Source organism: Rhodococcus oryzae, from assembly GCF_005049235.1.
GTDB lineage: Bacteria > Actinomycetota > Actinomycetes > Mycobacteriales > Mycobacteriaceae > Rhodococcus_G > Rhodococcus_G oryzae.
In genome coordinates this window covers 43,200-63,452 of record NZ_SUMD01000010.1, presented here as the reverse complement: position 1 = coordinate 63,452, position 20,253 = coordinate 43,200, and the positions used below count along the sequence as shown (strand labels likewise).

Sequence of the window (20,253 nt, the reverse complement as noted above, 5' to 3'; positions counted from 1 at the left end):
GCGCGGGCGCGGCGGAGATGACCGAGGCGGAGGTGATCGTCGACAAGCGCGACGGCCTCGGCCTGCTCACCCTGAACCGGCCCAAGGCGATCAACGCGCTCAACCACTCGATGGTGCACCAGCTCGCGGCGGCGCTGGCGGAATGGGCCGCCGACGACGAGGTGCGCGCGGTGGTGCTCACCGGTGCGGGGGAGCGCGGGCTCTGCGCGGGCGGCGACATCGTCTCGATCTACCACGACGCCCAGGACGGCGGCGACGGATCGCGCGAGTTCTGGCGCGACGAGTACGTGCTCAACGCCGCGATCGCGAGCTACCCCAAGCCGTACGTCGCGATCATGGACGGCATCGTGATGGGCGGCGGCGTCGGGGTGTCCGCGCACGGCGGCGTCCGGATCGTCACCGAGCGCTCGATGATCGGGATGCCCGAGGCCGGAATCGGATTCGTGCTCGACGTGGGCGGCACCTACCTGCTCTCGCGTGCTCCTGGTGAGCTCGGTACCCACATCGCGCTGACGACCGCACGGCTGACCGCGGGCGACGCCATCGCCTGCGGTCTGGCCGACCACTTCATCCCGTCCGGCCGGGTGCCCGCCTTCCTGGCGGCGCTCGCCGCCGGGACCCTCGAGCGCGCGCTCGAGGAGTTCACCGAGCCCGAACCCGAATCCGCCCTGCTGGCGCAGAAGGGGTGGATCGGCGACGCCTACTCCGCGGACACCGTCGAGGAGATCGTCTCGCGGCTGCGGGACAGCGGGATACCGGCGGCCGCGGACGCCGCCGAGCAGATCCTCGCCAAGTCGCCGACCGCGGCGAAGGTGACGCTGCGCTCGCTGCGCCGCTCCCGCGACCTCGGCAGCCTCGAGGAGGTGCTGAACCAGGAGTACCGGGTCTCCTCGGCCTGCCTGGATTCCCATGACCTCGTCGAGGGCATCCGCGCGCAGGTGGTGGAGAAGGACCGCAATCCCGCCTGGTCGCCCGCCACCCTGGAGGAGGTCACGGACGAGCAGGTGGATCGCTTCTTCGCGGATCTGGGGGCGTTCGAGCTCGGCCTCGTCCCCGGTGGAAACACCCACAGCTCCATCACTCTCGGCAACACCCAGGAACTCAGCAGCGTTGGGGAAGGAAAGTCATGAGCGCCGCAGGCAATCTCCGGATCGGCTTCATCGGTCTCGGTCACATGGGCGGCCCGATGGCCGCGAACCTGGCCAAGGCCGGATACCAGGTCAACGGCTTCGACCTGGTGCCCGCGGCACTGGAACAGGCCACCCGCGACGGCATCACGGTCGTCGCGTCGGCCGCCGACGCGGCCACCGGGTCGGACATCGTGATCACGATGCTGCCAAGCGGCAAGCACGTGCTCGGGCTGTACGAGGGCGGACTGCTCGAGGCCGCGGCCCCCGGCACGCTGTTCATCGACTGCTCGACCATCGACGTCGCGGACGCCCGCCAGGCACACGACCTCGCGGTCAAGGCCGGGCACCGCGGCATGGACGCCCCGGTCTCCGGTGGCGTGGCGGGCGCGACCGCGGGCACGCTGGCCTTCATGGTCGGCGCGGACGAGGCGGACTTCGAGTCGGCGCGGCCGCTGCTCGAGGTGATGGGCGCCAAGGTCGTGCACTGCGGCGCATCCGGCGTCGGCCAGGCCGCGAAGATCTGCAACAACATGATCCTCGGCGTGTCCATGATCGCGATCAGCGAGGCGTTCGTGCTCGGCGAGAAGCTCGGCCTGAGCAACCAGGCACTGTTCGACGTGGCATCCAACGCCTCGGGTCAGTGCTGGGCACTGACCAGCTACTGCCCGGTGCCGGGCCCGGTGCCGACCAGCCCGGCGAACAACGACTACCAGCCGGGTTTCGCGGCCGCCCTGATGGACAAGGATCTCGGCCTGGCCGCGAACGCCCTGCGCGGCAACGGCGTTCCCGGAGAGCTCGGCCTTCGAGCCGCGGAGATCTACTCGCGGTTCCACGAGGAGACCGGCGGCACGCTGGACTTCTCCGCCATCGTCAACGACATCCGCCGACGTGCGAACGAGGAGAACGCGTGAGTCACTTCGAGACCATCCTGCTCGAGCGCAAGGGCAGGGTCGGTGTCATCACGCTGAACCGGCCGAAGGCGCTCAACGCGCTCAACGCCCAGCTGATGGGCGAGGTCGTGGCCGCGGTCGTCGACCTCGAGCGCGAACCGGAGATCGGCGCGATCCTCATCACCGGGTCCGAGCGGGCCTTCGCCGCGGGAGCCGACATCAAGGAGATGGCGCCGAAGTCGTACATGGACATGTACCTCGACGACTGGTTCGCGGCGTGGGATCGCCTCGCCTCGGCCCGCAAGCCCACCATCGCCGCGGTCGCCGGCTACGCGCTGGGCGGCGGCTGCGAGCTGGCCATGCTCTGCGACATCATCCTCGCCGCGGACAACGCCAAGTTCGGCCAGCCGGAGATCAAGCTCGGGGTGATCCCGGGAATCGGTGGCTCGCAACGGTTGACCCGCGCCGTCGGCAAGGCGAAGGCGATGGACCTGTGCCTGACCGGACGCAACATGGACGCGGAGGAGGCCGAGCGTGCGGGCCTGGTCTCGCGGATCGTGCCCGCGGCCGACCTGCTCACCGAGGCCATGGCGACGGCGACGACCATCGCCGAGATGTCGCTGCCCATCGCGATGATGGCCAAGGAGAGCGTGAACAGGTCCTTCGAGACCACCCTCGCCGAGGGTGTCCGCTTCGAGCGCAGGGTGTTCCACTCGACGTTCGCGACCGCGGACCAGAAGGAAGGCATGGCGGCGTTCGTGGACAAGCGGGCGCCGAAGTTCACCAACAGCTAGGTATGCCCGGCTTCACCAGTCGCTGAGCGCAGTACCTCGGCGCGAGGACGGCATGCCGGTGGCGGCGGCGAGGAGCACCGCTCCTCGCCCCGCCACCGAGGCCGGTTCCGGCGGCATGACCACCGGGATCCGCAGCAGGGCCTCCAGGCGTGAGCCGAGGGCCGGGGTGTGTGCGCCGCCCCCGAGCAGCACGATCGACTGCGGGGTGGTGCCCGATTCACGGATCATGCTGCGCAGCACCGTGCTCGAGTGGGCGACGGCGTCCGCGGCCAGTCCCGCCAGATCGTTGTTCGTCAGGACCTGGCAGGCGCCGGTCTCCGGGTCCTTGGCCGTGACGATGCGCTCGAACCCGAGCTGCTCCTTGAGATCGCGGCACGCCGCCTGCTCGAGCCGGATCCCGCGGCCCGCCAGGTGCTGCTGCACCAGCCGGTCGAACTGGTCCCCGCCGACCACCGCGCTGCGGCGCGAGGCCAGCACCTCACCGGACACCGTGTCCGCCACGCAGGCGGCCAGTCCCGAGCTCCCCACGTCGTAGATCAGTACCGACCCGCGGCGTGGCAGTCGACCGGTGAACCTGAGATACCGCAACTGGGCGGAGGTTTCGGGCACCACCCGCACGTGCTGCCGGGTGGTCGCGGCGGTGGCGCTCTCCACCACGTCGGGATCGATGCCGGTGCGCAGGGTCACCGCGGTCGCGCCGATGAACGCGGCCTGCTCTACGGCGGTGGCGCGCAGGGTGCGGATCGCGGAGATGACCGGCTCGCCGATGGTCGTGCCGGGGCGACGCCGAACGTCGCAGCGCGCCACCGGTTCGTGATGCGGTCGATCCGAGAGCGCCAGCACCGCGCGCGCTCCACTAGCGCCCGCCGACACGCCAAGAACCAGCACCAACGTCGCACTCCTTGCTCGCTGATCAGCTCACCACTTGGTGGGTGCGTCCCCGGTGTCGAAGTCGCCCGCGCTACGGCGGAGCTCCGCGAGAATCCGCACGAGGGTGTCGAGCTTATCGGCGGACAATCCGGGTTGAGCGAAGACCTGGGTGTTGAGCTGCTCGGTGGCCGTGAGAGCCAAATCGCGGCCGGCCTGGGTGATTTCGATCAGAGTAGCGCGACGGTCGCTCGGATGCGGAACTCTGCGAACGAGTTTCGCGGATTCGAGCCGATCGACGGCGTTCGTGACGCTGGTCGGGTGCACCTGGAGGCGGGCGCTGGCCTTCGCCATCGGCAGGGCGCCGGTCCGGGTGAAGGTCAACAGCGTCAGCAGTTCGTACCGCGAGAAGGTGAGACCGGTCGGCTTGAGCACCTCTTCGACCCGGGCCATCATGATCTGCTGCGCGCGCATCAGCGAGGTGACCGCGGCCATCCCATCCGCGACATCGCCCCAGCCGTGCTCCTCCCACTGGCGATGGGCCTCCTCGATCGGATCGAGTGGCAAAGGTGACGAAGGCGGCATTCCGCCATCATCCCATGCCGATCGCCACCTGCAGGTATCTCAGGGCGCGGTCGGCGCCAGGTGGCCCGTCAGGCGGTCGGCCCGCAGTCGCAACAGATCGTCGGCGCGTTCGGGATGGGTGTAGATCCAGAACCGTCCCGCGGCCAGCCCCTCGAACATCGTGTCCGCGGCCTGCTCTGGGGTCACCCCGTTCTCGCGCAGGAAGGCCTCCATCCGGTCCCGGGTGGCGGCGCCCGCCGAACCGTCCGACCCGGCGGACTCGTAGATCGCGGTGTGCACCGGACCGGGCAGGAGGGCCGCGACCGTGATCGGCGCGCGCTCGGCCGCGAGTTCGATTGCCAGGCACTCCGTCATCGCCAGCGTCGCGTGCTTGCTGGCGCAGTACGCGGCCTGGGTGGGCACGGTGGTGACGGCCCCGATCGAGGCGGTGTTGACGATGTGTGCGGGCCCGCCGGCCGCGAGCATCCGCGGGACGAAGGCGCGGACCCCGTGGAAGACGCCGGTGACGTTGACGGCGAGGACGCGGTCGAATCGCTCCGGGTCGAGCTCCCACAGCCGCCCGGTGCTGTCGATGCCCGCGTTGTTGACCAGCAGGCGCACCGACCCGAACCGATCGACGGTCGTCGCGGCCAGGCGTTCGAGGTCATCGGGGTCGGTCACGTCGCAGCGCACGGCGAGTGTCTCGGCTCCGGTGGCGGCGATCTCGCGCGCGACTTCGTCGAGCCGGGCGCCGTCGAAGTCGGCCAGTACCACGCGCATTCCGAGCCCGGCTGCCCGGCGGGCGATCGCCGCGCCGATGCCGGAGGCCGCCCCGGTGACGACCGCGGTGGTGCCCGCCAGGTCCCGCAAGTCGAATGCAGTCATGACCGCACCGTAAGAGCCCTGGCGCGGGCGGGCACCTCCGGTTCCCTGTCAGCGGGAGTCGAACGCGGGGGCGGCCGACCCGTCGCGGTAGCGTCGGCGGCGAAGGAGAGAGTCTTGACGCAGCCACACACACCCTGGCGCCAGCACCTGCTGATCCACTTGGTGTTCTTCCTGATGGGGGCCGAACTCTTCCTGGCATCCCCACTGTTGCCGACCATGTCGGCGGATTTCGGCACCACCGTCGCCGAGACGGCCTGGGTGGTCACCACGTTCGGGGTGTCGTACGCGATCGCGAGCCCGCTGCTCGGGGCGCTCACCGAGCACCTGCCGCGCAGGCGGGTGATCCTCTCCGGGCTGGGGGTGTTCGCGGCGGGGGAGACGCTGTGTGCGCTGGCCCCGAATCTCGGCTGGCTGCTCGCGGCCAGGGCGATCGGAGGCGTGGGCGGGGCGCTCATCGGGCCCGCGATGTGGGCGTACCTGGCGGAGACCGCGGTGCCGCTGGAGCGGGGCCGGGCGATCGCGCGGGGCGCCGCGGCGTATGCGGGCGGTCAGATCGTCGGGGTGCCGCTGGCGACGTTCGTCGCGGCCGGGTCGAGCTGGCGGCTGGCCTTCGCCGCCGTCGCGGCCGGCCTGATGGTGGCGGGCACGCTGATCGCGTTGCGGCTGCGGGAATCGGCGCGCGCCATCAGGATCCACGACAGGGGTGCGTTGGCGGCGCTGCGGTCGTCGTTCGCGCTGTGGCGGGGCGGGGTGTTCCGGTTGATCATGGCGGGCAACTTCTTCGTCCAGGCCGCGCGGCTGGGGACCTACGCCTACGCCGGCGCGCTGTTCGCGACGAAGTTCGGATTCGCGACCGGCGTGCTGGGCCTCGTCGGCGCCCTGGTGGGTCTCGGCTCACTGATCGGCTCGCTCGTGGCCGGGCCGCTGGTGGATCGCTGGCGCTCGCGCGGGCGGCGTGAGCCGCTGCTCTGCGTCGGCTGGGGACTGGTCCTCGCGGCGGCCCTCGGCGTGGCTACCACCGCGGACACCTGGCAGCTGTGCCTGGCGGGCTTCGTGACCGCCTTCTTCGCGGGCACCGCCTTCTTCAGCACCGCACAGGTGTACCTGACCACCGTGATGGCGGAGCGCCGCGCGCCCGCGGTGTCCTGGAACAACTCGGTGCTCTACATCGGCACGGGCGCGGGCACCACCGCGCTGGGCCTGACCACGCTCGGCGGCACCGCGTTCGCGGTCTGCTCGGTCGCCTTCGCGCTTCTGGCCGCGGGGTTCAGCGCGCTCTCGGCGCTGCGACGCCCGAGCCTGGCGGACTAAGAATCACGCTGAGCCGAACCCTGGTCGGATCGTCCCCGTGTCGGCAGAGTGTCCTATCGATGCGGGTGTGGCTGAGTGGTTAGGCACCGGCCTGCAAAGCCGTTAACACGGGTTCGATTCCCGTCACTCGCTCGAATGTCGGGGCCGGCCAGCAGGGGCCGGCCCCGACTCGTCTTGCGTGCGCGACGTGGTTCTTCTACCGGTACGGGATCGCTATGGTTTGTTCCGTGGCCCTACTAGTTCACCTGACGCCCGAGAAGAACGCTCGGCGAATCCGCCGTTCGGGCATCATCCCCGCGCGTGGCTCGGGGCGCGGAGTGTTCTGTATGCCGGTGCTGCCGTCCTATGTGCTGTCGCATCAATGGTTGCGCGAGCTGCGCCGCGGCGGGCAGCGACTGATCGTCGCGGTGCATTTCCGGATACCCGACGACGAACCTGTTCTTGTCGGACACTACTCAGACGCCAGCATAGAAATGACTGCCGCCGAGGCTGTTTCGATGATTCTCCACGCCGAGGACGCGCGCGGATACCAGATCGTCGTACCTCGTTCGATCGCCCCCGCCGAGCTGCATCGGGTTCGGCACGTACGGCAGGTGACGGGGTGGCGGTATCACCCGGACGCACACGGTCGTCCGCCCTGCGCCTGTCCGGCATGCCTGGGACGTGGAGAATTCAAGGCCGCCGACCTTCGCCGCCGGTTCCCCATCGAACCCCCGGAGCTCACGAAGCCTCAACTACTGGACCAACTACGTAACGCGGACGATGATGACGAGCTGATCGACGCTCTCTGCGGCTTGGCCCGTCGTAGTCGTGGCGATGTCGCCGATATCGTGCCCCTGCTCGACCATGCCAACCCCGAGGTCCGTTACGCACTCGCGTTGGCACTGCGCAGTTACCGTGGCAGCGAGGTCCGCGGACTGCTGGCCCGCTTGGCTGCCGATCCCGATCCTGAAGTGCGCGAGGCGGCGGCGACGCGCCCGTAGCAACTGGCCACCTGGATCCTCTGGACGGAAGAGACCATTTGGAACGTTTCGGATGGACGGCCGTCTAGCATCGGTCGGCGTGACCGTTAGCGCCGTAGACGAACGACCGCAGCCCAGCCGACCGGACCCAGCAGGGGTGGCCCGAGTGGAGGCCGGTCGGGTTCGCCTCCTTGCCGTGGTGTCGTCCGTTCTCGCGATCCTGGCCGCACTCTCGGTACCGATCCTCCCGGTGCAGCAGGAGAGCGCGAGTCTGTCCTGGCCGCAGGCGGACTCGATCGCCGGCGTCGACGCTCCGCTGGTGTCGTACGCACCCCTCGAATTCGACGCGACCATCCCCGCCGCCGCGGCGGCGCAGCTGTCCGACACCGGGGGAGTCGTGGTCTCGACCGCCCCGGTCGGGGCGGCGGACGCGGCCCGCTACGGCGTCGTCGCCCGGGTCACCGCCGGGGCCGACGGCGGGCCCGCGCAGTTCGAGATCGTCCAGCGCGACCACACCCTGCTCTCGATCCCGGTCGACGAACTCGACGGGCGTTCGGTCACCGTCACCTCGAACGCGGAGCGGACCACCGCCACGCTCGCGGGTGACGACCCGATCACCCTCGCGGGCGACTTCCGGCCGCAGATGGTGGGGGTGTTCAGCGACCTCCGGGGCGCCGTTCCGGAGGGCCTGGCCGTGCGCGCGGACCTCGATACACGGTTCACGTCGACGCCCTCGGCGATCAAGCTCGTCGCGATGATCGTCGCGGCGCTCGCGACCGCCGTCGCCCTCGTCGGGCTGCACCGCATCGACGGCCTCGACGGTCGCCGGGCCCGGCGGTTCCTGCCCGCGCGCTGGTGGAGGTTCCGTCCGATCGACGCGGTGGTGATCGGAACGCTGCTGCTGTGGCACTTCATCGGCGCCACCACCTCCGACGACGGTTACCAGTTCACGATGGCCAGGACGTCGCTCGAGTCGGGCTACATGGCGAACTACTTCCGCTGGTTCGGCGTCCCGGAGACGCCGTTCGGCACCCCGTACTACGACCTGCTCGCGCTGCTGACGACGGTGTCCACGGCCAGCCCGTGGGTCCGGCTCCCCGCACTGGTCGCGGGGATCGTGTGCTGGCTGGTGATCAGCCGCGAGGTGGCCCCGCGACTCGGCGCCGCGGTCCGTAACAACCGGGTGGCGTTGTGGACCGGCGGTCTGGTGTTCCTCGCGTTCTGGCTGCCCTACAACAACGGCCTGCGGCCCGAGCCGATCGTCGCCGCCGGTGTGCTGCTGACGTGGTGCTCGGTCGAGCGTGCCATCGCGACAAGGCGCCTGCTCCCCGCCGCCGTCGCAGTGCTGGTCGGCGCGCTCACGGTGACCGTCGGGCCATCCGGGATCATCTGCTTCGGCGCGCTGATCGCAGGCGCCAGGCCGGTGCTGGCGATCGTCGCCGCGCGCGCCAAGGCCGTCGGCTACCTCGCCGTTCTCGGACCGATCATCGCGGCGGGCCTGGTCATCCTGGTCGCCATGTTCGCGGACCAGACCCTCACCGGTGCCCTCGAGATGCAACGCGTGCACGCGATCCCGCCGACGAACGCGTGGTTCGAGGAGTACAAGCGGTACGACTGGCTGTTCATGATCAACGCCGACGGGTCCCTGGCCCGACGGTTCGGGGTGTTCGTGATGGTGCTCTCGATCGTCGCGAGCCTGGTGGTGATGCTGCGCCGCGGCGGGCGGATCCCGGGAACCGCGGCGGGCCCGTCCCGCCGGATCATCGGCATCACGATCGCCGCGATGGTGCTGATGATGTTCACGCCAACGAAGTGGACGCACCATTTCGGGATCTACGCCGGCCTGGCCGGTTCGCTCGCCGTGCTGACCGCCGTCGCCGTCGGCCCGCTGGTGCTCCGGTCGCGCCGCAACCGGGCACTGTTCGCGGCCGCGGTGCTGTTCGTCCTCGCGCTCGCCTTCACCAGCAGCAACAGCTGGTGGTACATCTCGGCCTGGGGCGTCCCTTTCTGGGACAAGCCGGTGATGATCGCCGGGGTCGGCGCGGGCACCATCCTGCTCGCCGCCACGGTGGTGATGCTGCTCGTCGCCGCCTGGTGCTTCCTCCGGGAACCCCACGAGGATCCGGCCGACCGGCCGGGCCGACTCTGGTCGATTCCCCCGCTGACGGTCGCGGCCGGGGCGTTGGTCGTGTTCTTCGTGCTCTCGATGACCAAGGGCGCGATCGCCCAGTACCCGTCCTTCTCTGTCGCAAAATCCAACTTCGGTGCCCTCGCCGGACACGCTTGCGGCCTGGCCGAGGACGTACTGGTCGAGACCGACACCAACGCCTCCATGCTGCAACCGCTCACCACCACACCGGCGAACGCGCTCGCAGCGCAGAGCGCCGGATTCACCCCGAACGGGGTGGCCGGCGACCTGACCTCCGACGAGAAGGCCGCCTCCGAGGGCATGGCCACCTCCCTCGACAACGAGGACGCCAAGTCCAGCAACGCGGCAGGCACCGCCGGCGGACAGGGCGCCTCCGGCATCAACGGCAGCTCCGTCGCGCTGCCCTTCGGTCTGGACCCGGCCCGGACGCCGGTCCTCGGCAGCTACGGGGCGAAGGGCCCGGCGTCGCTGACCTCGGACTGGTACGCCCTGCCCACCGGCGGCGACCTCGTCTCGATGTCCGTCGCGGGCCGGGTGTACTCGGTGAACTCGGACGGGATCGAGACCCCGGGTGCCCGCGTCGAACTCGACTACGGAGTGCGCGGGGCGGACGGGACCGTCCAGCAGTTGGGCAGTGCGCTGCCCATCGACATCGGCCCGGCCCCCTCGTGGCGCAACCTCAGGGTGCCGCTCGACCAATTCCCGGCCGAGGCGAATGCCGTCCGGATCGTCGTCGACGACAGCGACACCGACCCCGATCAGTGGGTCGCCGTCACGCCGCCGCGGGTCCCACAGACCCAGACCCTCGACGCCCTGCTCGGGTCGACCACACCCACGATGATCGACTGGGAAGTGGCGCTGCAGTTCCCGTGCCAGCAGCCGTTCAACCATCGCCTCGGCGTCGCCGAGATCCCGGAGTACCGCATCCTCGGGGACCGCCCCGGTGCGGCGATGACGAGCCTGTGGCAGGACCACTTCGGCGGCGGCCCCCTGGGGTGGATCGACCTGACCGCCACCGGCCGCACCCTGCCGACCTACCTGAAGGACGACTGGAGCCAGGACTGGGGCAGCCTGGAGAAGTACACCCGCCGCGACGCGAATTCCGTACCGGCACAACTCGACACCGCGACGGTGCCGCGCTCGGGCACGTGGACTCCGGGGCCGATCAACATCGCCTGGTGACGCGGCCGGGATTCGATTCCCGCCTTCGCTCGATCGTCGGGGCCGGCCATCACTGGTCGGTCCCGACGCGTATGTGCACCAGCTTTGCGGCGAGTGGGTACCTCGCTCACTGCGCCAGTGACAGCATCGACAGATGCGTTAGTCGCTGCTAACGTATTTCTTGTGACTGACCCGTTGACTGCCGCTGCCGAGCCGAACCGGCGACGCATCCTGCAGTTGCTGGCGGGGCAACCGAGGACCGTCAGTGAGGTCGCTGCCGAGTTTCCGGTGACCCGGTCGGCGATCTCCCAGCACCTCCTGGTGTTGGCCGACGCCGGGCTGGTTGAGGCCGAAAAGGTCGGCCGACAGCGGATCTACCGAGTCCTGCCGAGTGGGCTGCTCAAGTTGCAGGCCGAGATCGACAAGTTCTGGACCGACGAACTCGACCAACTGGTCGCCGACGCACACACCCTGAGGAGCAAGTCATGAGCTACACGAAGATAGCGGTCCTGCCGGTCAGCCCTGACGAGGCGTTCGCACTGATCACCGAGCCGGAGCGGTTGCGCCGCTGGCTGACCGTCTCGGCGGTGGTCGATCTGCGCGCGGGCGGCTCCTACCGGTGGACGGTCACCCCGGGTCACATCGCGGCGGGCACCTTCCGTGAGGTCGATCCCGGCCGCCGGATCGTGTTCGGGTGGGGCTGGGACGGCAATGCCGACCTGCCATACGACGCGTCCACGGTGACCGTGACGGTGGAGCCCGCGGACGCCGGTTCGCTGGTGACGCTGGTACATGAGGGGCTCACCGAGGAGCAGGCGAAGTCTCATGCCGAGGGCTGGGATCACCACTTCGAGCGTCTCGAGCGCCTGGCAACCACCGGCGATGCGGGCCCCGACGAATGGGCCTACGCGCCGGAGAACCTCACCCCCGTGGTGGCGGCGGAGGCGGCCTTGGCGGTGCTGCAGCCGATCCTGCGCAATCTGACTGCCGAGGATCGCTCCAAGCCGACGCCGTGTGCGGACTTCACCTGTCACGAGCTCGCCGAGCACCTTTTCACGTCGCTGGTCCAGTTGGGCGCCACGGAAGGCGCCCCCGAGTCCGACCCCGCATCGGGATCGCTGGAGAACCGCGTCTCGACCCTCGCAGGCCGGGCCATCGACGCCTGGCACACGGTCGACCTCGACGGCACCGTGCCCGGCCCCGGCGGCTCGCAGATGCCGGCATCGTTCGCCGCCGGCATCCTTCCGCTCGAACTCACCCTCCACGCCTGGGACTTTGCTCAGGCGAGCGGCCAGTCCCTGCACATCTCCGACGAACTCGTCGACTATGTCCGCGGTCTCGCCGAGACGATCGTCCCCGCAGTCCGGGGAACGGCATTCGCCGACGAGGTCACCCCGGCGGGGGACGCCACCCCGATCGATCGGCTCGCGGCGTTCTCCGGGCGTACACCGATCGTCGCGTGAGAGCGACGAGCCCGGCAGGTGGTCACCTGCCGGGCTCGGGTGTCTGCGGGGTCAGCCGGCGGTCGGCGGCTGATCCACGGTCTGCGCGAGGTAGAGCTGCTCGCCGAGCTTGTCGATCAGCTCGAGCTGGGTCTCGAGGTAGTCGACGTGGTCCTCCTCCTCGGCGAGGATCTTCTCGAAGATGCCGGCGCTGGTGTGGTCGCCCTTCTCGCGGCACATCGTGATGCCGGGGCGGAGGCGCTGAACCACCTCGACCTCGATCGCCAGGTCGGATTCGAACTGCTCCCGGATGGTCTGTCCGATGCGCAGCGGCAGCAGCCGCTGGTAGTTCGGCAGGGCCTCGAGCATGAGGATCCGGTCGGTGAGCAGCTCCGCGTGCTGCATCTCCTCGAAGGATTCCTCTCGCGTCTTCTCCGCGAGCTTGGTCAGGCCCCAGTTGGCCTGCATCTTCGAGTGCAGGAAGTACTGATTGATCGCTGTGAGTTCACTGGTCAACTGCTCGTTGAGAAGAGCAATGACCTCATCGTCGCCGCGCATGACACCTCCGGTGGGGGTGGGCTGGACACTAGAGTCAGCCTAACCCTCACCGGGTGAATTCACTCGGTGTATTTGTGCACGAATCGCAACTAGGCGCTGATCGCTTCTGCCTCGCATTCGACGACGGTGGCGTAGTGCTGTTCGATCATCGACTTGATCCGGTCGCGGCACATGCCGCAGCCGCGCCCGCGCCCCGCACCGCAGCCCAGCGCGACGTGCTTGGCGGTGCGAGCCCCCGCAGAGATGCATTGCTGCACGTGTTCTTCGGTGGCTGCTTCGCAAACGCAGACGTACATGTCGAGATCCTCCAGCCCGGCTTTCCCTAGGGAAGGCTACACTAAGGATCGGCTCGTGAAAAGGGTAGGCTACCCCAACTTTTTGATCTTGATCGTGGGCCGATCACGGTCCGCGAGCGCACCCACGGGTGTACGTTGCTGAGGCAATCCTCATCGGGGATTCCCCGATGGTCGCAGCGGCCGAAGGGCACCGTCATGACAGCAGGATGGAAGACGATCGCGGGCGCGACGTTTCTGGCATCGACGCTGGTGGGCCTGACCGCCTGCGCGAACGACTCGGACACCCCGGCGAACGAACCCGAGCAGATCACCGTCTACAACGCCCAGCACGAATCGCTCACCCAGGAATGGGTCGACGCATTCACCGCCGAATCCGGGATCACGGTGAACCTGCGCAACGGCGGCGACACCGAACTCGGCAATCAGATCGTCGCCGAGGGTGGCGCGTCCCCGGCCGATGTGTTCCTCACCGAGAACTCGCCCGCGATGGCGCTCGTCGAGAACGCGGGGTTGTTCACCGACCTCGATCCCGACACCCTCGCGCAGGTGCCCCAGCAGTATCGGCCGTCCACCGGGAAGTGGACGGGGATCGCGGCGCGCTCGACGGTCTTCGTCTACAACAAGGACAAGCTGCCGCAAGACCAGCTGCCGAAGTCGCTGCTCGACCTGCAGGACCCGAGCTGGAAGGGGCGATGGGCAGCCTCGCCGTCGGGCGCCGACTTCCAGGCCATCGTCAGCGCACTGCTCGAGCTCAAGGGGGAGGACGTGACGCGGGCGTGGCTGGCGGGCATGAAGGAGAATGCCGTCGCCTACAAGGGCAACAGCGCCGTGATGAAGGCCGTCAACGCGGGGGAGGTGCCCGGCGGGATCATCTACCAGTACTACTGGTTCGGAGACCAGGCCAAGACGGGCGAGAACAGCGCCAACACCGCGCTGCACTACTTCAAGAACGAGGACCCGGGTGCGTTCGTCAGCGTGTCCGGCGGCGGCGTGCTCGAGTCGAGCAACAAAGCCGTTGCCGCACAGCAGTTCCTGAGGTTCGTGACCGGAAAGGCCGGCCAGGAGATCTTGCAGAAGGGCGACTCGTTCGAGTATGCGATCGGCAGCGACGTCCCGTCGAATCCGGCGTTGGTGCCGCTCGCTGACCTGCAGGCGCCGACCGTCGATCCGTCGAAACTCAACAGCCAGAAGGTCACCCAGCTGATGACCGAGGCCGGCCTCCTCTAGTGCGATGATCGCGCCCACGCTCGCGCGCCCCCGATCCGGGCGGTCGGAGCGACGGCGGGTGCCGCCGGTCGTCGCTGCGGTGGTCGCGGTGCTGGTGGCGGTCACCCTCATTCCGCTCGGGTACGTCATCGCCACCACGATCGCCACCGGCTGGGAAACGGCATCGGCGTTGATCTTCCGGCCCCGGGTCGGGGAGCTGCTGCGCAACACCGTCGCGCTCGTGGTCATCACCGTGCCCGTCTGCATGGTCCTCGGGGTCGGCGCCGCGTGGATCGTCGAGCGCACCACCGTGGTCGGGCACCGGTACTGGGCCCCGGTCCTGGCCGCGCCGCTCGCGGTGCCCGCGTTCGTCAACAGCTACGCGTGGGTGAGCGTGATCCCGTCCCTGCACGGGCTGTGGTCCGGGGTGCTGGTCGCCACGCTGTCCTACTTCCCGCTGGTCGCGCTGCCCGTCGCCGCGACGCTGCGCCGGCTCGACCCTGCCATCGAGGAGTCGGCGGGCGCGCTCGGGGCCGGTCCGTACCGGGTCTTCTTCCGGATCGTCGTGCCGCAGCTGCGGCTGCCGATCCTCGGCGGGGGACTGCTGATCGGGCTGCACCTGCTCGCCGAGTACGGGGCGTTCGCGCTGCTCCGCTTCGACACCTTCACCACCGCGATCTTCGAGCAGTTCCAGTCCACCTTCAACGGCGCCGCAGGCAGCATGCTCGCGAGCGTGCTGGTGCTGTGCTGCCTCGTCCTGCTCGTCGCCGAGGCCGCGGCAAGGGGCTCGGCTCGATACGCGCGGGTGGGCTCGGGCGCGCCCCGCCGACCGGACCGGATCCGGTTGCGGTGGAGCGCGATTCCCGCCGCGCTCGGGCTGGTGGCACTGACCGTCGCGGCCCTCGGCGTCCCGCTGTGGACCATCGCGCGCTGGCTGCGGATCGGCGGCACGGAGGTCTGGCGGACGAGCACGCTGTGGCCAGCGTTCGCGCAGACCCTCGCCCTCGGGCTGCTCGGCGCCGCGGTGACAACCGCGCTGGCGTTCCCCGTTGCCTGGATCGCGGTGCGGCGCCCGGGGGTGTTCAGCAGGATCGTGGAGGGCTGCAACTACGTGACGAGCTCGCTGCCCGGGATCGTCACCGCGCTGGCGCTGATCACCGTCACCATCCGCTACGCGAACCCGCTCTACCAGACCGTCATCGTGCTGATCACCGCCTACGTGCTGATGTTCCTGCCGCGGGCCCTGGTGTCGCTGCGCTCGGGCCTGGCACAGGTCCCGGTCGGGCTCGAGGAGGCCTCGGCCGCGCTCGGCCGCTCGCAGGCGAGCACCTTCGTGCGGGTGACGCTGCGCCTGACCGCGCCCGCGGCCGCGGCGGGCGCCGCGCTGGTGTTCATGGCGATCGTGACGGAACTGACCGCGACGCTGCTGCTCGCGCCGAACGGCACCCGGACGCTCTCCACCCGATTCTGGTCGCTGACCAGCGAGCTCGACTACGCCGCCGCCGCGCCCTTCGCGCTGGCGATGATCCTGCTGGCGTTGCCCATGACCTACCTGCTGCTCCGCCAGTCCCAGAAGGCGGCCGGCCTGTGAGCGAGGTGGAGATCGAATCCCTGTCGAAGTCCTACGGCCCGACCGCAGTCCTGGACGCGGTGAGCCTGCGGGTCGAGCGCGGCACCACCACCGCGGTGGTCGGCTCGTCGGGCTGCGGGAAGACCACCCTGTTGCGGGTCGTCGCGGGTTTCGACAGCCCCGACGCCGGGACGGTGTCGATCGCCGGGGCCCTGGTCGCGCGGCCCGGCCGGGTGGTGCCCCCGCACCGACGGCGGGTCGGCTACGTGGCCCAGGACGGCGCGCTGTTCCCGCATCTCAGCGTCGCGGGCAACATCGGCTTCGGCCTGCGGGGCGCGCGAGTGCGGGACCGGGCGAGATCCGGCAGGCGGGTCGCGCAGCTGCTGGAGATGGTCTCGCTCGACGAGTCCTATGCGCGGCGGCGGCCGCACGAGCTGTCCGGCGGGCAGCAGCAGCGGGTCGCGCTGGCCCGCGCGCTCGCCCGCGAGCCCGAGGTGATGCTGCTCGACGAGCCGTTCAGCGCCCTGGACGCCGGCCTGCGGGCCTCGACCAGGAAGTCGGTGGCGCAGACGCTCGACGCGGCGGGGGTGACGACGATCCTGGTGACCCACGACCAGGAGGAGGCCCTCTCCTTCGCCGGGCAGGTCGCGGTGATGCGGGCGGGCCGGTTCACCCAGGTCGGCGCGCCGGAGCAGGTGTACCACCGTCCGGTGGACATTTTCACCGCCGAGTTCCTCGGCGAGTGCGTCCTGCTCCCCGCGGTCGTGGCGGGCGGCGTCGCGGAGTGCGTCCTCGGCCGTATCCCGGTGCGGGCGAGCGCGTTCGAGGGTCCGGGCCGGATGCTCTTACGCCCGGAACAGATCGTGGCCTCGGACCTGGGTGCGGCGCCCGACGGACGCAAGGTCGGCACGGTGACGGCGACCGAGTTCCTCGGCTCGCAGGCGCTGCTCGACATCACCCTCAATTCCTCGCCGACGCACATCAGGGTCCGTCAGGCCGGCACCCGCACGCCCGCGGTCGGCTCGCTGGTGGCCATCGAGGTGCTGGGCGAGGCCGAGGTGTTCCCGGTCGCGGACCGAAACGGTTAGGGCGAGGCGGTATCCGGCCGCGCCGCGGCCAGCGCAAGGGCGATCTGCTCGACGTCGAGGCCGGCGGCGGGCAGCAGGTGGTAGAAGGCGCGCTCGCACAGCTCGATCACCTCGACTCGGGTCATGGTGGGCTCGTCCAGCCAGGACAGGACCACCTCCTCCATGAAGGCCTGCCAGCCCTGCACGGCCGCGTCGACGGCGGGGGTGGTGGGCAGCCCGAGTTCGGCCAGCGCCCGCACGATCCAGTCGGTGAAGGTGCGCCGCATCCCGCGATAGATCCGGCGCATGCCCTCCTCGCCGCTGCCCGCCAACCGCATCACGGCCAGGTAGCTCGTCGGGTGCGCGACCACCGCGTCGACGAAGGTCTCCACGCCGGCGCGGAGCTGGGCGGACGTCGGCAGCGCCTGGTCGGGCGTCATCCGCTGCTGCAGGGCCTTCGCGCTGGCCTCGAGCACCGCGTTCCGGAAGCCCTGCTTGTTCTTGAAGTAGTGGAACAGCAGCGGCGGCGACACCCCGGCCTCCGCGGCCACCCGGTCCATGGACAGGTCGTCGAAGGGCTCCGTCTCGAGCATCCGCACCGCGACCTCGAGGATCTGGGCGCGCCGATCGGCGGGGGAGCGAGGGGCAGCGGCCATGCCGAGCACTCTATTGAGTAATGCTCAACCGGTCCATTGACTTCTACTCAACGGGATATGTAACCTCGGGTAACACTTACTCGATGTGAGGAGCGCGACAATGTCCGAGTTCGACATCGTGGTCAACGGCGGCCTGTGGTTCGACGGCACCGGGACCGACGGTCAGCTGCGCAATCTCGGGATCCGGGACGGCGTCGTCGTGACGGTCTCCACCGCTGCGCTCCCCGTCGGACCGGACACCGAGGTCATCGACGCGGCAGGCAAGTGGGTGCTCCCCGGCTTCGTCGACGTGCACACCCACTACGACGCGGAGGCGCTGGTCAGCCCCGGGCTGCCCGAGTCGGTCCGCCACGGCGTCACCACCGTCGTCCTGGGCAACTGCTCGCTCTCGACCGTCTACTCCACCCCACGCGAGTGCGCGGACCTGTTCAGCCGGGTCGAGGCCGTGCCGCGCGAGTCGGTGCTGCGGATCCTGGAGGAGAACAAGACCTGGCGCGGGCCCGCGGAGTACGTCGACGCGCTGAACGCGCTGCCGCTCGGGCCGAACGTCGCCGGTTTCATCGGCCACTCCGACATCCGCACCCATGTCCTCGGTCTCGGCCGCGGCACGGACAAAAAGACCAAGCCCACCGCCGCCGAGCTCGACCGGATGGGCTCGATGCTCATCGAGGCCATCGACGCCGGGTTCCTCGGACTGTCCTCGATGACCAACGCCCTCGACAAGATCGACGGCGACGAATACCGTTCGCGCTCACTGCCGTCGACGTACGCGCGCTGGCGCGAGTTCCGTTTCCTCAACCGGATCCTGCGCGATCGCGGCAAGATCCTGCAGAGCGCGCCGACGATCAACCTGCACCCCAACGTGGCCGCGTTCTTCGTCGAGAGCTCGGCGATCGGGCGGAAGAAGGCGCTCAAGACCTCGCTGCTCTCCGGCGCCGACTCGAAGGCGTACCCGGCGATCGTGTACTTCATGCTGACGGCGGCGCCGCTGCTGAACCGCTTCGCCAAGACCAACTTCCGCTGGCAGCACCTGCCGGTTCCGTTCACCGTGTACGCGGACGGCATCGACCTGGTGGTGTTCGAGGAGTTCGGCGCGGGTGCCGCCGCCCTGCACCTCAAGAACGAGGTGGAACGCAACGCGCTGCTCCAGGACGAGGACTACCGCCGCTGGTTCCGCAAGGACTACGACAACAAGTTCTCACCGCGCATCTGGCACCGCAATTTCTACGACGCGGTCATCGTCGGCTGCCCCGACGAGACCCTGATCGGCAAGACCTTCGGCCGGGTGGGCGACGAGAGGGGGGTCCACCCGGTCGATGCGTACCTGGACCTGGTGGTGGAGTACGGCAAGGCGCTGCGGTGGCGGACCACGGTCGCGAACCACCGGCCGAAGTTCGCCGACAAGCTGGCCGCCAGCCCGGGCGTGCAGATGGGGTTCGGCGACGCGGGCGCGCACCTGCGCAACATGGCGTTCTACAACTACCCGATCCGACTCCTCAAGCGCGTCAACGACGCCCGGTCCTCGCGCAAGCCGTTCCTCACGATCGAGCGTGCGATCCACCGGCTCACCGGCGAGCTCGCCGACTGGTACGGCATCGACGCGGGCCACCTGCGCGAGGGCGACCGCGCCGATCTCGTGGTGATCGATCCCGCGGGTCTGGACGCCTCGGTCGACGGACTGTTCGAGGAGTCGGTGCCCGAATACGGCGGCCTGCGCCGGATGGTGAACCGGAATGACGCCGCGGCGGTGGCCACTGTCATCAACGGCAGGCTCGTCTACCGGGACGGCGAGTTCACCCCCGGCTTCGGCGTCGAGAAGACCGGACAGTTCCTGCCCGCGGGCGCCAAGGCGCCTTCGGTTGGCGGGCGGGTACACGCCGGGGCCACTGTATGAGCGGCGACCGGATCGCCTCGTACAGCCGGGACGGGCTGGTCTTCGACGTCCGCGACACCGGGCCACTCGACGGTGTCCCGGTGGTGCTGCTGCACGGCTTCCCGCAGGACTCGCGTTCCTGGGATCGGCTGGCGCCGCTGCTGCACCGGCGCGGCTTCCGGACCCTGGCGCCCGACCTGCGGGGGGCCTCGCCCGGTGCCCGGCCGCGGTCTCGCCGGGCCTATCGCAGTTCGCAGCTGACCGCGGACGTGGTTGCCCTGATCGAGCAGGCGGGTGCGGGACCCGTGCACCTGGTCGGCCACGACTGGGGAGCCGCAGTCGCATGGACCGCCGCCGCGAACCGCCCCGACCTGGTCCGCACCCTGACGACGCTGTCCGTGCCGCACCCGGCCGCCTTCGTCCGGGCGGTGCTCACCAGCCGTCAGGTGCTCAAGTCCTGGTACATGCTCGCCTTCCAGGTCCCCGTGCTCCCTGAGCTGGTGCTGTCCCGTGACACGTTCCGCCGGAAGCTGATCGCCACCGGGGCGTCGCCGGACGATGCTGCCCGTGATGCCGGGTCGCTGCGGGAGCGGGCCAGGGCCCGCGGCGGACTGAACTGGTATCGCGGCATGGTCTTCACGACGCTGGGCCGGACATCGGCCAGGGTGCGGGTACCCACCCTGCATGTGTTGGGCGACCGCGACACCGCGATCGGGCCCGTCGGTGCCGCGTTGACGCCGCGGTACGTCGACGCCCCGTACGCCTTCGAGGTACTCGAGGGTGTCAGCCACTGGATCCCCGACGAGGTGCCGGAGCGGGTGGATGCGCTGCTCGGTGAACACCTGGCGGCGCACTCGCGGTAGCCCAGCGGG

19 protein-coding genes and 1 tRNA gene are annotated in these 20,253 nt (G+C 69.9%); 14 read left to right on the top strand and 6 right to left on the bottom strand.

Annotated elements, in window-relative coordinates:
- Positions 1-17: 17 nt before the first annotated feature.
- The 3 genes from FCG67_RS19365 to FCG67_RS19355 are packed head-to-tail and all read left to right on the top strand — an operon-like array spanning position 18 to position 2,814.
- On the top strand, positions 18-1,130 hold the full coding sequence (locus FCG67_RS19365) for an enoyl-CoA hydratase/isomerase family protein (protein WP_136911440.1): 1,113 nt from the start codon (positions 18-20) through the stop codon (positions 1,128-1,130).
- Entirely contained in the window at positions 1,127-2,041 is a 915-nt protein-coding gene (gene mmsB / locus FCG67_RS19360; RefSeq protein WP_097213723.1) for a 3-hydroxyisobutyrate dehydrogenase, read from the top strand. The genes FCG67_RS19365 and mmsB overlap by 4 nt, the downstream gene beginning before the upstream one ends.
- Entirely contained in the window at positions 2,038-2,814 is a 777-nt protein-coding gene (locus FCG67_RS19355; protein WP_136911318.1) for an enoyl-CoA hydratase, read from the top strand. The genes mmsB and FCG67_RS19355 overlap by 4 nt, the downstream gene beginning before the upstream one ends.
- Positions 2,815-2,826: 12 nt before the next feature.
- On the opposite strand, the gene FCG67_RS19350 is transcribed toward FCG67_RS19355, so the two are convergent.
- The 3 genes from FCG67_RS19350 to FCG67_RS19340 are packed head-to-tail and all read right to left on the bottom strand — an operon-like array spanning position 2,827 to position 5,130.
- Positions 2,827-3,702, bottom strand: a complete 876-nt coding sequence (locus FCG67_RS19350) for a DUF7159 family protein (RefSeq protein WP_136911317.1) — start codon at positions 3,700-3,702, stop codon at positions 2,827-2,829.
- Positions 3,703-3,732: 30 nt separating this feature from the next.
- Positions 3,733-4,266 carry a MarR family winged helix-turn-helix transcriptional regulator gene (locus FCG67_RS19345; protein ID WP_077042273.1) on the bottom strand — a complete coding sequence of 178 codons (534 nt, stop codon included), beginning with the start codon at positions 4,264-4,266 and terminating at the stop codon, positions 3,733-3,735.
- A gap of 39 nt (positions 4,267-4,305) precedes the next feature.
- Positions 4,306-5,130, bottom strand: coding sequence for an SDR family NAD(P)-dependent oxidoreductase (locus tag FCG67_RS19340; protein WP_136911316.1), 825 nt, complete (start codon positions 5,128-5,130; stop codon positions 4,306-4,308).
- Between the two features lie 114 nt (positions 5,131-5,244).
- Here FCG67_RS19340 and FCG67_RS19335 point away from each other — a divergent pair, with 114 nt between their 5' ends.
- The 6 genes from FCG67_RS19335 (at position 5,245) to FCG67_RS19310 (ending at position 12,176) form a co-directional block, all read left to right on the top strand.
- Positions 5,245-6,441, top strand: a complete 1,197-nt coding sequence (locus FCG67_RS19335) for an MFS transporter (RefSeq protein ID WP_246045168.1) — start codon at positions 5,245-5,247, stop codon at positions 6,439-6,441.
- 61 nt (positions 6,442-6,502) lie between these two features.
- Positions 6,503-6,573: transfer RNA gene (locus FCG67_RS19330), tRNA-Cys, on the top strand.
- 194 nt (positions 6,574-6,767) lie between these two features.
- Positions 6,768-7,424: a HEAT repeat domain-containing protein gene (locus FCG67_RS19325; protein WP_211243272.1), complete on the top strand. Its 657-nt coding sequence runs from the start codon at positions 6,768-6,770 to the stop codon at positions 7,422-7,424.
- A gap of 79 nt (positions 7,425-7,503) precedes the next feature.
- The gene (locus FCG67_RS19320) at positions 7,504-10,734 is read left to right on the top strand and encodes an arabinosyltransferase domain-containing protein (protein ID WP_425467861.1); all 3,231 of its coding nucleotides are present in this window, start codon (positions 7,504-7,506) and stop codon (positions 10,732-10,734) included.
- A 162-nt stretch (positions 10,735-10,896) separates the two neighbouring features.
- Positions 10,897-11,202, top strand: a complete 306-nt coding sequence (locus FCG67_RS19315) for an ArsR/SmtB family transcription factor (RefSeq protein WP_136911313.1) — start codon at positions 10,897-10,899, stop codon at positions 11,200-11,202.
- On the top strand, positions 11,199-12,176 hold the full coding sequence (locus tag FCG67_RS19310; protein ID WP_136911312.1) for a TIGR03086 family metal-binding protein: 978 nt from the start codon (positions 11,199-11,201) through the stop codon (positions 12,174-12,176). The genes FCG67_RS19315 and FCG67_RS19310 overlap by 4 nt, the downstream gene beginning before the upstream one ends.
- Positions 12,177-12,227: 51 nt before the next feature.
- Here FCG67_RS19310 and bfr read toward each other — a convergent pair whose 3' ends face one another.
- Together bfr and FCG67_RS19300 are read right to left on the bottom strand one after the other, a co-directional pair.
- On the bottom strand, positions 12,228-12,713 hold the full coding sequence (bfr, locus tag FCG67_RS19305; RefSeq protein ID WP_097213714.1) for a bacterioferritin: 486 nt from the start codon (positions 12,711-12,713) through the stop codon (positions 12,228-12,230).
- A gap of 89 nt (positions 12,714-12,802) precedes the next feature.
- Entirely contained in the window at positions 12,803-13,009 is a 207-nt protein-coding gene (locus FCG67_RS19300; protein WP_136911311.1) for a (2Fe-2S)-binding protein, read from the bottom strand.
- A gap of 195 nt (positions 13,010-13,204) precedes the next feature.
- On the opposite strand from FCG67_RS19300, the gene FCG67_RS19295 reads away from it, so the two are divergent.
- From FCG67_RS19295 to FCG67_RS19285, 3 genes are read left to right on the top strand one after another with little or no spacing between them, the layout of a single operon-like run.
- Positions 13,205-14,236 carry an iron ABC transporter substrate-binding protein gene (locus FCG67_RS19295; protein ID WP_136911310.1) on the top strand — a complete coding sequence of 344 codons (1,032 nt, stop codon included), beginning with the start codon at positions 13,205-13,207 and terminating at the stop codon, positions 14,234-14,236.
- A gap of 4 nt (positions 14,237-14,240) precedes the next feature.
- Entirely contained in the window at positions 14,241-15,806 is a 1,566-nt protein-coding gene (locus FCG67_RS19290) for an ABC transporter permease (RefSeq protein WP_136911309.1), read from the top strand.
- Complete coding sequence (locus tag FCG67_RS19285) at positions 15,803-16,873, top strand: ABC transporter ATP-binding protein (protein ID WP_136911308.1); 1,071 nt, start codon at positions 15,803-15,805, stop codon at positions 16,871-16,873. The genes FCG67_RS19290 and FCG67_RS19285 overlap by 4 nt, the downstream gene beginning before the upstream one ends.
- Here the strand turns inward: FCG67_RS19285 and FCG67_RS19280 are convergent.
- Positions 16,870-17,508: a TetR/AcrR family transcriptional regulator gene (locus tag FCG67_RS19280; protein WP_136911307.1), complete on the bottom strand. Its 639-nt coding sequence runs from the start codon at positions 17,506-17,508 to the stop codon at positions 16,870-16,872. The two genes, FCG67_RS19285 and FCG67_RS19280, sit on opposite strands and share 4 nt — an antisense overlap.
- Positions 17,509-17,608: 100 nt before the next feature.
- On the opposite strand from FCG67_RS19280, the gene FCG67_RS19275 reads away from it, so the two are divergent.
- Entirely contained in the window at positions 17,609-19,402 is a 1,794-nt protein-coding gene (locus FCG67_RS19275; RefSeq protein ID WP_136911306.1) for an N-acyl-D-amino-acid deacylase family protein, read from the top strand.
- Entirely contained in the window at positions 19,399-20,244 is an 846-nt protein-coding gene (locus tag FCG67_RS19270) for an alpha/beta fold hydrolase (RefSeq protein ID WP_136911305.1), read from the top strand. Before FCG67_RS19275 ends, FCG67_RS19270 begins: the two co-directional genes overlap by 4 nt.
- Positions 20,245-20,253: the final 9 nt, after the last annotated feature.

Coding starts and splice junctions, on each gene's coding strand:
- FCG67_RS19365 (WP_136911440.1), top strand. CDS start 18: ATGACCGAGGCGGAGGTGATCGTCGACAAGCGCGACGGCCTCGGCCTG.
- mmsB (WP_097213723.1), top strand. CDS start 1,127: ATGAGCGCCGCAGGCAATCTCCGGATCGGCTTCATCGGTCTCGGTCAC.
- FCG67_RS19345 (WP_077042273.1), bottom strand. CDS start 4,266: ATGCCGCCTTCGTCACCTTTGCCACTCGATCCGATCGAGGAGGCCCAT.
- FCG67_RS19340 (WP_136911316.1), bottom strand. CDS start 5,130: ATGACTGCATTCGACTTGCGGGACCTGGCGGGCACCACCGCGGTCGTC.
- FCG67_RS19325 (WP_211243272.1), top strand. CDS start 6,768: ATGCCGGTGCTGCCGTCCTATGTGCTGTCGCATCAATGGTTGCGCGAG.
- FCG67_RS19310 (WP_136911312.1), top strand. CDS start 11,199: ATGAGCTACACGAAGATAGCGGTCCTGCCGGTCAGCCCTGACGAGGCG.
- bfr (WP_097213714.1), bottom strand. CDS start 12,713: ATGCGCGGCGACGATGAGGTCATTGCTCTTCTCAACGAGCAGTTGACC.
- FCG67_RS19300 (WP_136911311.1), bottom strand. CDS start 13,009: ATGTACGTCTGCGTTTGCGAAGCAGCCACCGAAGAACACGTGCAGCAA.
- FCG67_RS19295 (WP_136911310.1), top strand. CDS start 13,205: ATGACAGCAGGATGGAAGACGATCGCGGGCGCGACGTTTCTGGCATCG.
- FCG67_RS19290 (WP_136911309.1), top strand. CDS start 14,241: ATGATCGCGCCCACGCTCGCGCGCCCCCGATCCGGGCGGTCGGAGCGA.
- FCG67_RS19280 (WP_136911307.1), bottom strand. CDS start 17,508: ATGGCCGCTGCCCCTCGCTCCCCCGCCGATCGGCGCGCCCAGATCCTC.
- FCG67_RS19275 (WP_136911306.1), top strand. CDS start 17,609: ATGTCCGAGTTCGACATCGTGGTCAACGGCGGCCTGTGGTTCGACGGC.
- FCG67_RS19270 (WP_136911305.1), top strand. CDS start 19,399: ATGAGCGGCGACCGGATCGCCTCGTACAGCCGGGACGGGCTGGTCTTC.